The organism is Pseudomonas kitaguniensis (assembly GCF_009296165.1).
Classification (GTDB): Bacteria; Pseudomonadota; Gammaproteobacteria; order Pseudomonadales; family Pseudomonadaceae; genus Aquipseudomonas; species Aquipseudomonas kitaguniensis.
The window spans coordinates 20434-33611 of sequence record NZ_VUAZ01000021.1 but is presented as its reverse complement, the minus strand read 5'-3'; the positions used below and the strand labels follow the sequence as shown (position 1 = coordinate 33611).

The 13178-nt window shown below is 60.7% G+C and carries 9 protein-coding genes and 2 pseudogenes; 6 read left to right on the top strand and 5 right to left on the bottom strand.

Annotated elements, in window-relative coordinates; all coding sequences use genetic code 11:
- Positions 1 to 20: 20 nt before the first annotated feature.
- A complete protein-coding gene (gene ggt, locus F0169_RS04730) occupies positions 21 to 1850 on the top strand; it encodes a gamma-glutamyltransferase (RefSeq protein ID WP_152745825.1) in 1830 nt (609 codons plus the stop codon).
- A 27-nt stretch (positions 1851 to 1877) separates the two neighbouring features.
- A complete protein-coding gene (gene pgeF, locus F0169_RS04725; RefSeq protein WP_172979327.1) occupies positions 1878 to 2606 on the top strand; it encodes a peptidoglycan editing factor PgeF in 729 nt (242 codons plus the stop codon).
- 43 nt (positions 2607 to 2649) lie between these two features.
- Here pgeF and F0169_RS04720 read toward each other — a convergent pair.
- A pseudogene (locus F0169_RS04720) lies at positions 2650 to 2763 on the bottom strand (lysine transporter LysE); the annotation flags it as partial.
- 108 nt (positions 2764 to 2871) lie between these two features.
- On the opposite strand from F0169_RS04720, the gene F0169_RS04715 reads away from it, so the two are divergent.
- Positions 2872 to 3681: an AraC family transcriptional regulator gene (locus tag F0169_RS04715; RefSeq protein ID WP_058411490.1), complete on the top strand. Its 810-nt coding sequence runs from the start codon at positions 2872 to 2874 to the stop codon at positions 3679 to 3681.
- Between the two features lie 18 nt (positions 3682 to 3699).
- Here F0169_RS04715 and F0169_RS04710 read toward each other — a convergent pair whose 3' ends face one another.
- From F0169_RS04710 to F0169_RS04700, 3 genes are all read right to left on the bottom strand, one after another.
- Positions 3700 to 4275 (bottom strand): flavin reductase family protein, encoded by a 576-nt coding sequence (locus F0169_RS04710; RefSeq protein ID WP_122249604.1) that lies wholly within the window; start codon positions 4273 to 4275, stop codon positions 3700 to 3702.
- Positions 4276 to 4335: 60 nt separating this feature from the next.
- A complete protein-coding gene (locus F0169_RS04705; RefSeq protein WP_152745823.1) occupies positions 4336 to 5652 on the bottom strand; it encodes a methyl-accepting chemotaxis protein in 1317 nt (438 codons plus the stop codon).
- A gap of 105 nt (positions 5653 to 5757) precedes the next feature.
- Positions 5758 to 6090, bottom strand: a complete 333-nt coding sequence (locus F0169_RS04700; RefSeq protein WP_152745821.1) for a DUF2790 domain-containing protein — start codon at positions 6088 to 6090, stop codon at positions 5758 to 5760.
- 226 nt (positions 6091 to 6316) lie between these two features.
- Between F0169_RS04700 and F0169_RS04695 the strand changes: the two genes are divergently transcribed.
- The 3 genes from F0169_RS04695 (at position 6317) to F0169_RS04685 (ending at position 10104) form a co-directional block, all read left to right on the top strand.
- Positions 6317 to 7636 (top strand): OprD family porin, encoded by a 1320-nt coding sequence (locus F0169_RS04695; protein ID WP_152745819.1) that lies wholly within the window; start codon positions 6317 to 6319, stop codon positions 7634 to 7636.
- Between the two features lie 360 nt (positions 7637 to 7996).
- Complete coding sequence (locus F0169_RS04690) at positions 7997 to 8671, top strand: heavy metal response regulator transcription factor (RefSeq protein ID WP_058411494.1); 675 nt, start codon at positions 7997 to 7999, stop codon at positions 8669 to 8671.
- Positions 8668 to 10104 (top strand): heavy metal sensor histidine kinase, encoded by a 1437-nt coding sequence (locus F0169_RS04685; protein ID WP_122249607.1) that lies wholly within the window; start codon positions 8668 to 8670, stop codon positions 10102 to 10104. The genes F0169_RS04690 and F0169_RS04685 overlap by 4 nt, the downstream gene beginning before the upstream one ends.
- Here the strand turns inward: F0169_RS04685 and F0169_RS04680 are convergent.
- Positions 10019 to 13173: pseudogene (locus F0169_RS04680) on the bottom strand (CusA/CzcA family heavy metal efflux RND transporter). The gene F0169_RS04685 and the pseudogene F0169_RS04680 overlap by 86 nt on opposite strands.
- Positions 13174 to 13178: the final 5 nt, after the last annotated feature.

Below are 13178 nucleotides of genomic sequence, written 5' to 3'. Positions count from 1 at the left end.
AACAACAGATCATTCTCACAATGAACGGAGTTCAACGCGTGTTTTCGATTTCCCGCCGTCAACTGTCGATGATTGCCGCCGCCCTCGCCCTGGCCGGCTGTCACACCCCGGCCAATGAACAACCGCCGGCACCGGAGGTGGGTTCGGGTTATCGCACCGACCTCAGCACCCGCCACGCCGAGCGCCATATGGCCGCCGCCGCCAACCCGCTGGCGGCCGAGGCCGGGCGCGAGATGTTGCGCCAGGGCGGCTCGGCCATTGATGCAGCGATTGCGATGCAGGCGGTGTTGACCCTGGTGGAGCCGCAGTCTTCCGGCATCGGCGGCGGCGCGTTCATCATGCTGTGGGACGGCAAAAAAGTGCACGCGTATGATGGCCGCGAAACGGCGCCGGCCGGTGCCACTGAGCGGTTGTTCCTGAACGCCAACGGCATGCCGATGGCGTTTACCGAAGCGCAAATTGGTGGCCGTTCGGTCGGCACGCCGGGGGTTTTACGCGCCCTGGAGATGGCGCACAAGCAGACCGGGCACTTGCCATGGGCCACGCTGTTTGAACCGGCGATTCGTTTGTCGGAGCAAGGCTTTGCGATTTCCCCGCGCCTGCACGCGCTGATCGCCGCCGACCGTTACATCGCGCAGTCACCGGAGATGGCGGCCTACTTCCTGAACGCCGACGGCACGCCTAAAGCCACCGGCACACTGCTGAAAAACCCGGCGCTGGCGGCCGTGTTCAAGCGTATCGCCAAGGAAGGCCCGGACGCGCTGTACCGTGGGCCGATTGCCGATGAAATCGCGCGCAAAGTCCAGGGCAACCGCAATGCGGGCAGCCTGTCACAGGCCGACCTTACGGCCTATACCGCCAAAGAGCGCACGCCGCTGTGCACCGACTATAAGCAGTATCAAGTGTGCGGCATGCCACCGCCGTCGTCGGGCGGGATTGCGGTTGCGCAGATCCTCGGCACCTTGCAGGCCGTTGAGGCGCGCGACCCGCGCCTTGCCATCGCACCGATGAAACCGCTGAAAAGCACATCGCCCGCGGGCCTTGAACCGACACCCGAGGCCGTGCACCTGCTTGCCGAGGCGGGTCGACTGGCCTTCGCTGACCGTGGTTTATACGTCGCCGATGCCGACTTTGTGCCGGTGCCGACCGCGGGCCTCGTCGCGCCGGATTACTTGGCCAAACGCGCCGCGCTGATCGGCGAGCGCAGCATGGGCACCGCCACGCCGGGCACGCCTGCCGGCATCCAGGTGGCGTACGCGCCGGACCGCTCGCCGCTGCGCATTTCCACCTCGCAAGTGGTGGCCGTCGATGACCAGGGCGGCGCGGTGTCGATGACCACCACGGTGGAAGCCGCGTTCGGCTCCCACGTGATGGTGCAGGGCTTTTTGCTGAACAACCAGATGACCGACTTCTCGTTCATCCCCGAAGAAAACGGCCAGCCCGTGGCCAACCGCGTCGAGCCCGGCAAACGCCCGCGCTCAGCCATGGCGCCAACCCTGGTGTTCGACCGCAAGAGCGGTGAGTTGCTGGCCACGGTGGGTTCACCGGGTGGCTCGCAGATCATCGAATACGTGAGCAAATCGCTGGTCGCGATGCTCGACTGGAACCTCGATCCGCAAGCCGCCATCAGCCTGCCGAACTTTGGCAGCCGCAACGGCGCGACCGAACTCGAAGCCGGTTTGTTCAGCCCGGCGTTAAAGCAAGCACTCAGGGCCCGAGGCCACGCGTTGAGCGAAATCGACATGACCAGCGGCATTCAAGCCATCGTGCGCACGCGGGATACCCAAGGCAAGGTGTCGCTGAGCGGCGGCGCCGACCCTCGGCGTGAAGGCGAGGCACTCGGCGATTGAGCCGGTTAATCAACGGAGAAAGTCCTCGTGCAGCACGCCAATAATCTCGGTGCCCTTCCCGGCATCGATCACGGTTTTTGTTCGATCAATGATCCGCTGCGCCCGGCTGCGGTGTTCATCTGCAAGCAGGTGCACAGCGCGTCAGTGATTGAATGGCAGCCGGATCAGGCGACTAACACGCTTGAAGCGGACGGCGTGTTTACCCGCACGCAGCAACCGATCGCGGTGATTACCGCCGATTGCCTGCCGATTCTTATTGCGTCGAAAAACGCCGAGCAAGTCGCTGCGGTGCATGGCGGATGGAAGGGTTTACAAGGCGGCATCATCGCCACGGCCATACGGCGTTTTGCCGCCGAGGGCTTTGCTGCAGACCAATTGCAGGTGGCTATCGGCCCTTCGATCAAACCGTGCTGTTATGAGGTGAGTGAAGGCTTTATCGCGCAGTTTCAGGCAGACCAGGGCCATGTGTGGCAAGGCGCACCCGCCCCGTGGTATTTCGAGCAGCCGGCACCGTTGCTGACACCGCAGATTACGCCACCGCATGCCAGGCAAACAGGCAGCGCCTGGTTTGACCTGAGCGCATACGCACTGATGCTGTTGCAGGCGGCGGGGGTTCAGCGCGAGCAGGTCGATGTCAGTGCGGTGTGTACGTATTGCACATCCCCGGCGTTTGCCAGTTACCGCAGAAGGACGCATAACCCGGAGGAGCCGAAGACGTTGATCTACTCGTGGATTGCTCGCACAAACCGGATGTGAAAGCTGGACGTTACGGCGCGGTGCACCATAGACATACAAGCGCTTAACGATTCGCTACCAGGTGCGCGCCGAACAACAGGTAACAACCACCGGCAACCCGGTCCAGCCATGTGCACGAGCGGCTGTAGAGGCTGCCCATGCGCTCACTTGAAATGATGCCCAACCCGCCTGCCGGCAACCTGCACAATCGTTCAAGACCTCGCCACACAACCCGCGCAGACTGGGTTAACGTGTTTTAACCGCTATTTATGTGTGACAAGCCATCATGGGCAAACCGAACTCCACGCTGGACTGGCTGCACCGCGCTCCGCACGCCAGTGGCGTAGACCGTATCGAGGCGTACTTTGCCGGGTTCGCGTTCGACCCGCATCGCCATGACACGTACGCCATCGGGCGTACGCTGTTCGGCGTGCAGAGTTTTCATTACCGCGGCTGCATGACCCACAGCTTGCCCGGTACGACCATGGTGATTCACCCCGACGAAACCCACGACGGTCGCGCCAGCAGCGTGGAAGGCTTCAAGTACCGCATGATTTATGTGGAGCCGGCGTTGATCCAACAGATTCTCGGCGGCAGGCCGTTACCGTTTATCCACAACGGCCTGTCGACGGACCCGAGGTTGTTTCGCGCCAGCGACGTGTTACTGCAAAGCCTGGACTGCCCGATTGACCCGCTGCAGGAGCAAGACGCGCTCTACGACCTGGCCCAAGCGCTGAGCGCATCGGCGGGCGTGATCGTCAGCCGTAAATCCTTCGATTACGTGGCCGCCGAACGCGCCAGAGAGTTTATTCACAGCGCGTTAGGCCGCAGCATCAGCCTGGATCAAATGGCCGACCATTGCGGCCGTGATCGCTGGGCGTTATCGCGCGATTTTCGTTTGTTATTCGGCACCAGCCCCTACCGCTACTTGACCATGCGGCGGTTGGACCTGGTGCGCAGCCTGCTGGCGCAAGGCCAACCGTTGGTGGACGCGGCGATGACTGCCGGTTTTACTGACCAAAGCCATATGACCCGGCAATTTCGCAGCACCTACGGCATGCCGCCGTCGCGCTGGGTGAAGATGCTCGGGCGTTGAGATGCACGCGGGCAAGGTTTACAACTGGCGCCCGATCACCGGCGCGCCGATTGACATGAAATTCCCGCCCGCCACATGGTGCAAGGTGCGCAATTGATCATGACCGTCGAAGTGCCAATGCCCGTCGCTGAACACCCGCACATCGGCATACGCTGCGAGCACTTCACCGAGGAACAAGTCATAGGTTTGCTGGTTGTGCGGCTCGGGCAGCACGCGACATTCCAGCCACGCCACGCACCCTTCCAGCAGCGGCGCTGCGGTGTGTTCGCCACTGAATGTGTGCAGGTCGTAGGTGGCGAATTTGTCGGTGTCGCGGCCGCTGATGTTACCGACCGTCTGCACAAGGTCAGCCTGGGCCACGCAGGGCACCTGAAGCACGAAGGTGCCTGCGCCTTCCAGGAGGTGGCGGGTCCAGGTGGATTTGTCGAGTACCACGGCAACTTTGGGCGGTTCGAAATCCACTGGCATGGCCCAGGCCGCGGCCATGATATTGCGCTGGCCAGCGTGGGCCGCGCTCACCAACACGGTCGGCCCGTGGTTGAGCAAGCGGTAGGCCTTGGACAGCGGAACGGGGCGACGGTGAGTAGGGCTCATGGAGGATCGGCTCTTTAAGCAAGAAAAACCCTACGATACCTCAAGCATGAGCCCCACATGTCAGCTCGACAGCTGATTGGCGAATTGCTCGACCGCGCTGACCACTTTTTGCGCACCGTCCTGGATTTCGACGATCACCGTGCCGGCTTCGGTCGCCAGTGCCAAGCCGTGCTCGGCTTGCAGGCGGCCTTCGGTCATCAAGCTCACCGCGTCGCGAACCGTCTCCTGGTTTTGACGCACCACACCGACGATTTCCTCGGTCGCCTTGCTGGTACGCGAGGCCAATTGACGCACCTCATCGGCTACCACCGCAAAACCACGGCCTTGCTCACCGGCACGGGCCGCTTCGATGGCCGCGTTAAGCGCCAGCAAGTTGGTTTGTTCGGCGATGCCGCTGATGGTTTTTACGATGGTGCCGATCACTTGGGACTGGGCGTTCAGCGCCTCAATGCCATCACCGGCCTGTTGCATGTGCTTGGCCAGGTCACGCATCACGTCCACCGCCTGAGTCACCACGGTGGTGCCGCGCTGGGCACTGCTGTCGGTCTGCCGCGAGGTGCTGTAGGCCATATTGGCAGCCTCGGCCACGGCCTGTTCCTGGTTGACCTGGTCGGTGATCACCGTGGCGAACTTGACCACTTTATACAGCCGGTCATTTGCATCCAGCACCGGGTTATAGGTTGCCTCCAGCCACACCACACGACCATGGCTGTCGATGCGCTTGAAGCGCGCGGCAACAAACTCACCCGCGTTCAAGCGGCTCCAGAAATTCTGGTATTCAGCGCTGTTGTATTCCGCAGGCTCGCAGAACATACGATGATGTTTACCGACGATTTGCGCCAGGCTGTAGCCCATGCCCCCAAGAAACCGGTCGTTGGCAGTGAGCACATGGCCGCCGAGGTCGAACTCGATAACCGCCGTGGAACGCACCAGCGCGGTGATCAGGTTTTCATGATCGCGCGACGCTTCAATGGTGCGGGTGAGGTCGCTTGAGTAAATCGAAAATCGCTGAACGCGCCCATCCGAGCCACGCAGCGGTTGCACGATAGAGCGCAACCACGCCTCCTTACCGTTACCCCGCAGCAAGCGCACGGTGCCGGCGAAGTGTTCACCGCGTAGCAAGGCATTCTTGAAGCGCAGCTGAAATTCGTCTTGACGCACGTGTGGCGGCACCAAGTCATCAATCCGGCGCCCCACAATGTTCGTCGCCTGATAGGCCAGTTCCTGCAGGAAGTTGGCGTTCGCCCACTCCACCCGGCCTTCCGCGTCCAGCGTCAGGCACAACATTTCACTTTCCAGGCTCTCCTTAACCTGATTCAAGCTGGACAACTCTTCACGAAGAGCCGACAGCTCCTGCTTCAAACGGGTGTTGAACATGGTACACCGATGGTCTTATTGGGAGAGAGACCTGACCTGCATCGGCGCTGCCGGGGTTTTCTGAAGCGCTCTTTAACGCCAAACCCGATTGTTTTTTTGGATCCATTAACCGCCGTTGTTTCGGCACACACCCATCACTTGATATTCAAGCGTGTTCAGCTTGCCGCTGGAGTCTTCATAGGTCATGCGCGAGGGCACCGGATTGCACGAACGGATCGGCGGCGTGACGTTGACCACGTTGGCAATGTCCAGCTTCATGCCGTAGCGATACGCCTGCAGCTCGGGTGCCGGCTTGCCCTTTTTCTCGGCGTACGCCGCCATGGCTGCTTGATTGCGCTCCATCATCAGGGCAAAGGTACGGTCACCGCCACCCTCGGCCACTGCGCCAAAGGACAAGACTGCAGTTAATACACCCAGGCCAATTTTATAAACGTTCATGACAGGTTCCTCGACTGAAAAGTTAAGTAACGAGATTACTCAATCAAGCCTGTCGCCAAGTTCACCAAAACATTACGTATCTGTTAGAGGGCCGCTAGCTTCCAATTTTGTAATGTTCGCGCAACGAAGTCGTTATCCGCTGTTTGCAACTATCAGCCCGGGCCAAATCAATAAGAACGCCCACGCCAATAAGCAGCCGATAACTGCCAACACCCAGGAGCGAAACATGCGCATTATTGCTTATACACTTCCCCTTTCACTGTTAGCCGTACTGCCCCTGGCAGCCGCAGCCGTGGAAGACACGCCCGAAGGTTTCATCGAAGGCAGCAGCACCAACGTGCTGGCACGCAATTTTTACTTCAACCGCGATGACCGCAAGGGCCAGTCCAGCCCCACCGGCAATGGGTATTCCGAGGCGTGGGCACAAGGCTTGATCGGCACATTCGAATCCGGCTTTACCCAAGGCACCGTGGGTTTTGGCCTGGATGCATTTGTGATGTACGGCCTCAAACTCGACTCCGGCACCGGCCGCAGCGGCGGCAAGGGCTCGTTCGGCGTGCTGTCGGTAGACAGCAACAATCACCCGCAAAGCAGCTACAGCAAAGTCGGTGGCGCGGCGAAATTTCGCGTACTCGACACCGTTATCAAAGCCGGCGATGTATTCCCCGCCACGCCGGTGGTGGCCGCTGGCGACTCGCGTCTATTGCCGCAAAGCTTTCGCGGCGTCACCGTACACAACACCAGCGTTGAAGGGTTGAGCGTGCAAGGCGGACACCTGAGCGGCATGAGCCAACCCAGCGAAAGCGGTATGAACAATAGCTTTGCGACGTTCTATGCGGGCAAGGTCGACTCGCCTTGGGTCGGCTATTTCGGCGGCGATTACCAGCTCAACAAACACCTCGGCGTAAGCCTGTACAGCAGCCGGTTGAAGGATGCGTGGGATCAGTATTACCTCGGCACCACCGCCAGTTACCCGCTGACCGACGATGTGTCGTTATTCGGCGACTTCAATTACTACAAGGCGGTGGACGAAGGTAAACAGCGGCTGGGTAAATTCGACAACTCCATCTGGAGCGCAAGGCTCGGGGTAAAGGCCGGCGCGCACAGCGTGGCGTTGTCGCATCAGCGCAATAACGGCGATGACGACTTCGATTACCTGCGCCAGTCGGACTCGATCTTTCTCAATAACTCGATCCAGTACAGCGATTTCAACTCGCCCAAGGAGCGCTCGTGGATGCTGCGTTACGATCTGGACATGCACACCTTCGGCATTCCCGGCCTGTCGTTCATGACCCGTTACGCAAAAGGCACCGGCGCCGATTACAGCAATGCCAACTCGGTGTACATGCGCCGTGATGCAGCGGGCAACCCGCTGACTGATCAACGCCGCTGGGAGCGCGACGTCGAGGCCAAGTACGTGGTGCAAAGCGGCAACCTGAAGGATTTGTCGCTGCGGTTGCGTCAGGCCACCGTGCGCTCAAGTGCATTCGAGTCCGACCTTGAAGAGATCCGCTTGATCGCCGAGTACCCATTACTGGCACTTTGAACAAGCATGCCGGTGAGCGCTTACAGTTGTTAGCGGTTAACTAACATCTGCTCACAGTTTGCCATCTATCAAAACTGTAATATTCGCCCCAGCTTGCCGTTAAGTTTAGCTTTATATACTCGTACACACTTTGTTTTAACCGAGCACATTCATCTCTGAAGCGGTTGTGTAGCTCCTTTGGAAAGAGATGAATTTTAACGCCCCGCTGGGGCGTTTTTTTTTTCACGTTGCTGGAGGGTCGCGACCAATGGTCGCAGTTGACCCTGAAGCTACTTCACGATTCAGAATTCTCCTACTCCAAAGACACCTGACTCCATAGGGAAATGGCGCCCTTCTCTCATCAGTAAAAGGTAAATCCCTATGCGTATCCTTGTGGTTGAGGACGAGCAAAAAACCGCCGACTACCTGCAACAAGGCCTGAATGAAAGTGGCTATGTGGTCGACTGTGCAGCCAATGGCATCGACGGCCTGCACCTCGCCGGGCAACACGCCTACGAGCTGGTGATTCTTGACGTCAACCTGCCGGGCAAGGATGGCTGGGAAGTGCTCGAACAATTGCGCCGCAATGGCAGCCAACGCGTGATGATGCTGACCGCCCGTGGGAGGTTGGCCGACAAGATCAAGGGCCTCGACATGGGCGCCGATGATTACCTGGTAAAACCCTTCGAGTTTCCCGAATTACTCGCACGCGTACGCACGCTGTTGCGGCGCAGCGAGCATATTCCGCAGCCGGAAGTGTTCCGTGTCGCGGACCTGGAACTCGACCCCCGCCGCCATCGCGCGTACCGCGGCACCCGGCGTATCGACCTGACCACCAAGGAATTCGCCCTGCTGCAGGTGTTGATGCGCCAGACCGGCGAAGTGCTGACCCGCACACAGATTATTTCGCTGGTGTGGGACATGAATTTCGACTGCGACACCAACGTGGTGGAAGTCTCCATCAGCCGCCTGCGCGCCAAGGTCGATGACCAAAGCGAGGTCAAGCTGATACACACCATTCGCGGCGTGGGATATGTGCTGGAGGTGCGCGCATGAAACCCGGCAGTTTGTCGATGCGCCTGGGCTTGACGGTCAGCTTGATGGGCGCAGGCCTGGTGCTGTTGCTCGCGACGCTGGCGTACCTGGCCCTGACACACGAGCTGGAAAAACTCGCGCGCAAGGGCCTCGAAAGCAAGATGGAACAGATCCAGCACAGCCTGTCCCAAGGCATGGATGCCCGCGCCATCCGCGCCCGCCCGCATTCACTGCTGGACCTGGTCATCGGGCATGACAATTTCTACCTGACCATCGTCGGCACCGCGCCCGACGAAAGCGTGCTGCTGAGCATCGGCGCCAAGCCTCAAGAGCCGTTGCTGACAGACTTCTCGCCGCGCGAAACCCTCGGCTACCGCAATTGGGCCGACAACAATGACAACCAAGTGCTGACGGCTTCCAGCCTGATGCGCCTGGCCAGCGGCGAGCGCGTACGCGTGCTGTTGTCGCTGGACCGCATGGACGACCAGGCGCTGCTCAGTGCTTACCTGCGCGCCACGGTAATCGCGCTGCCGCTGCTGCTGCTGCTGATCGGCATGGGTGCCTGGTGGCTGGTGCAACGCGGGCTCGCACCGTTGAAACAGTTCAGCCATGTGGCGGCCAAAGTCACCACGCAAAACCTGACCCATCGCTTGGCCGTCGACAACCTGCCGCATGAGCTGGGCGAGCTGGCGCAAGGCTTTAACGTGATGCTCAACCGGCTGGACGCGGGCGTGCAGCAACTGTCGCAATTCTCTGATGACCTTGCCCACGAATTACGCGCGCCGCTGACCAACCTGATGGGCAAGGTGCAGGTGACACTCTCGCGCCAGCGCCCGCCAGAGGAGTACAAAACGGTGCTGGAATCCAACAGCGAGGAGTTGGAGCGCCTGGCGCGCATTGTCTCCGATATGCTGTTTCTGGCGCAGGTCAGCCACCCGGCGGCGCGGGCTTCATTCACCGCCGTGTCGCTGGCGGTTGAGGCAAATAGGGTGATGGATTTGTTCGCCTTGAGCGCCGAAGACAAACAACTCACCGTCACCCTCAGCGGCGATGCCCAAGTGCAGGGCGACCGCTTGATGATTCAACGTGCACTCTCGAACCTGCTGTCGAATGCGATCCGCCACAGCCCGGCGGGCGCGCATATTTCGCTGTGGGTGGAGACGTATGCGGACGAGGTGTCTGTGTCGGTGAGTAACCCAGGCCCCGGGATCGAGGCGCAACACTTGCCACTCCTGTTCGAACGTTTCTACCGCGTCGACAGCAGCCGCGCACGCACCGAGGGCGGCACCGGCCTGGGCCTGGCCATCGTGCAGTCGATCATGACCTTGCACCAGGGGCAGGCTGAGGTACGCAGCCCGCCCGGTGGTGTTACGCAGTTTCGCCTGGTGTTTCCTCTTCCTTGCGATGCGCCCACTGGTACAGCGCCGGCAGCACCAGCAAGGTCAGCAACGTAGAAGAAATAATCCCGCCGATCACCACCGTCGCCAATGGCCGCTGCACTTCAGCGCCGGTGCCGGTGGCCAACGCCATCGGAATAAACCCGAGAGACGCCACCAGCGCGGTCATCAACACCGGGCGCAAGCGGGTCAGCGCGCCTTCGTTGATCGCCACGGATAACGAACGCCCTTCCTCGCGCAAGTTGCGGATGAACGCGATCATCACCAAGCCGTTAAGCACGGCCACGCCCGACAGCGCGATAAACCCGACCCCTGCCGAAATCGACAGCGGAATATCGCGCAACCACAACGCCATGATGCCGCCGGTCAACGCAAAAGGAATGCCGGTAAACACCAGCAAGCCGTCCTTGAGGCTGTTAAACATCATGAACAACAACCCGAACACCAGCAGCAATGCTACCGGCACCACCACGCGCAAACGCTCGGACGCTTCCTTCAACTGTTCGAACTGGCCGCCCCACGTGGTCCAATAACCCGCAGGCACCTTTACCTCGCGGCTGATGGCGGACTCGGCCTCTTCGACAAACGAGCCGATGTCGCGCCCGCGCACGTTGGCGCTGACAATCACCAGGCGCTTGCCGTTCTCGCGGCTGATCTGGTTGGGGCCGAGTACCAGGTCCAGGCTGGCGACTTGCGACAAGGCGATAAAGCCCAATTGGCCTGACGCATTGCTGGCCAGCGCCGGCACCGGGATCAGCAACCGCGAAAGCCCTTCGATGTCGGTGCGCAGCGCGTCGGACAACCGCACAACCATGTCGAAACGCCGATCACCTTCATACAATGTTCCGGCCTGGCGACCACCCACCGCGACGGCAATGGTGTCCTGCACATCGCCGACGTTCAGGCCAAAACGCGCGGCCTTGTCGCGGTCGATATTGATGGTCAGCACCGGCAGGCCGGAGGTTTGTTCTACTTTTACTTCCGAGGCGCCCTCAAGCTTTTGCAAGGTCTCGGCGATTTCCGCAGCGGTCTTGTTCAGCACCGCCATGTCGTCACCAAACACCTTGACCGCGACATCACTGCGCACCCCGGAAATCAGCTCGTTAAACCTGAGTTGGATCGGTTGCGACAGTTCATACGCACTGCCGGGAACTATCGCGCTGGCGCGCTGAATGTCGGCGATCAGCACCTCGCGGGACTTGTTCGGGTCAGGCCACTGCTCCTTGGGTTTAAGCATCAGGTAGCTGTCGGAAATATTCGGCGGCATCGGGTCGGAGGCGATTTCTGCGGTGCCGGTACGCGCGAACACGCGCTCGATTTCGGGCACCTGCGCCATCAAGGTTTTTTCCAGTTGCTGCTGCATCTGCACCGATTGCGTCAGGCTGGTGCCCGGCACGCGCAGCGCCTGCTGGGCGAAGTCGCCCTCACTGAGGCTGGGGATAAATTCGCTGCCCATGCGGCTGGCCACTGCGCCCGAAACCACGATGGTCAGCAGCGCCAGGCCGAACACCAGCGGGCGGCGCGTCATCACCCAATCCAGCACCGGCGCGTAGGCCCGGCGTGCCGTGCGCATCACCAGGTTTTCTTGTTCCTTGACCTTGCCGGTAACGAACAACGCAATCGCCGCCGGCACAAAGGTCACCGACAAAATCATCGCGCCCAACAGCGCGATCACCACGGTGAAGGCCATGGGGTGGAACATCTTCCCGGCCACGCCGGTGAGGGCAAAGATCGGCAGGTACACCACCATGATAATCAGTTGCCCGAAGATCAACGCGCGTCGCGCCTCTTTGGCCGCCGCGAACACTTCGTGCAGGCGCTCGCTGCGCGTCAGCAGCCGCCCGTGGCGCTGCTGCGCGTGGGCCAGGCGGCGGATGGCGTTCTCGACAATCACCACCGCGCCGTCGACGATAATGCCGAAGTCCAACGCGCCGAGGCTCATCAGGTTGGCGCTGACTTTGTGGGTGAACATCCCGGTAAAGGTGAACAACATTGCCAGCGGAATCACCATCGCGGTAATCAGCGCGCGCGGATATTGCCCAAAAACAGGAACAGCACGGCGACGACCAGCAGTGCACCTTCGAAGAGGTTTTTCTTCACCGTGGCAATGGCTTTTTCGACCAGGTTGGTACGGTCGTAGACGGTCACCGCCACGACGCCTTCAGGCAGCGAACGGTTGATTTCTTCGAGCTTTTTCGCCACCGCCAGGGACACGGTGCGGCTGTTCTCGCCGATCAACATGAACACCGTGCCCAGCACCACTTCCCGGCCATTTTCGGTGGCGGCGCCGGTGCGCAGCTCGCGGCCGATTTCAACTTCCGCCACATTGCGCACGCGAATCGGCGTGCCACCCGAGGTGGTGATGACGATGTTGGCAATGTCATCAATCGACGCCACCTGCCCCGGTGCGCGGATCAACAACTGTTCGCCGCTGCGCTCGATGTAACCGGCGCCGACATTCGCGTTGTTGCGCTCAAGCGCCGTGACCAAATCGCCCAGCGTCAGGTTGTACGCCGCCAGACGCTTGGGGTCCGGGGCGATCTGGTATTCCTTGGCGAAGCCGCCGATGGTGTTGATCTCGGCCACACCCGGCACGTTGCGCAGTTGCGGCTTGATGATCCAGTCCTGAATCACCCGCAGGTCGGTCGGCGTGTACGGCGTGCCATCCTCTTTGCGCGCGCCGTCTTCGGCCTCAACCGTCCACAGGAAAATCTCCCCGAGCCCGGTGGAAATCGGCCCCATCGCCGTTTCGATGCCGGTGGGTAGTTGTTCGCGAGCAACTTGCAGGCGCTCGTTGACCAACTGGCGGGCGAAAAACAGGTCGGTGCCGTCTTTGAAAATCACCGTCACCTGCGACAGACCGGAGCGCGACAACGAGCGTGTCTGCTGTAACCCCGGCAACCCGGCCATCGCGGTTTCGATTGGAAAGGTAATGCGCTGTTCGGTTTCCAGCGGCGAAAACCCGGCCGCCGCCGAATTGATCTGCACCTGCACATTGGTGATGTCGGGCACCGCGTCGATGGGCAACTTCTGATAGCTGGCGATACCGACACCGGCCATTAACAGCACCGCCAACAGCACGATGATGCGCTGCTCGATGGCAAATTGAATAAGGCGCTCAAACATGGGGA

What these genes read in the sequence shown, in the direction of transcription:
- ggt (WP_152745825.1), top strand. Translation starts at nt 21, where the DNA reads ATGAACGGAGTTCAACGCGTGTTTTCGATTTCCCGCCGTCAACTGTCG.
- F0169_RS04715 (WP_058411490.1), top strand. Translation starts at nt 2,872, where the DNA reads ATGGGCAAACCGAACTCCACGCTGGACTGGCTGCACCGCGCTCCGCAC.
- F0169_RS04710 (WP_122249604.1), bottom strand. Translation starts at nt 4,275, where the DNA reads ATGAGCCCTACTCACCGTCGCCCCGTTCCGCTGTCCAAGGCCTACCGC.
- F0169_RS04705 (WP_152745823.1), bottom strand. Translation starts at nt 5,652, where the DNA reads ATGTTCAACACCCGTTTGAAGCAGGAGCTGTCGGCTCTTCGTGAAGAG.
- F0169_RS04700 (WP_152745821.1), bottom strand. Translation starts at nt 6,090, where the DNA reads ATGAACGTTTATAAAATTGGCCTGGGTGTATTAACTGCAGTCTTGTCC.
- F0169_RS04695 (WP_152745819.1), top strand. Translation starts at nt 6,317, where the DNA reads ATGCGCATTATTGCTTATACACTTCCCCTTTCACTGTTAGCCGTACTG.
- F0169_RS04690 (WP_058411494.1), top strand. Translation starts at nt 7,997, where the DNA reads ATGCGTATCCTTGTGGTTGAGGACGAGCAAAAAACCGCCGACTACCTG.
- F0169_RS04685 (WP_122249607.1), top strand. Translation starts at nt 8,668, where the DNA reads ATGAAACCCGGCAGTTTGTCGATGCGCCTGGGCTTGACGGTCAGCTTG.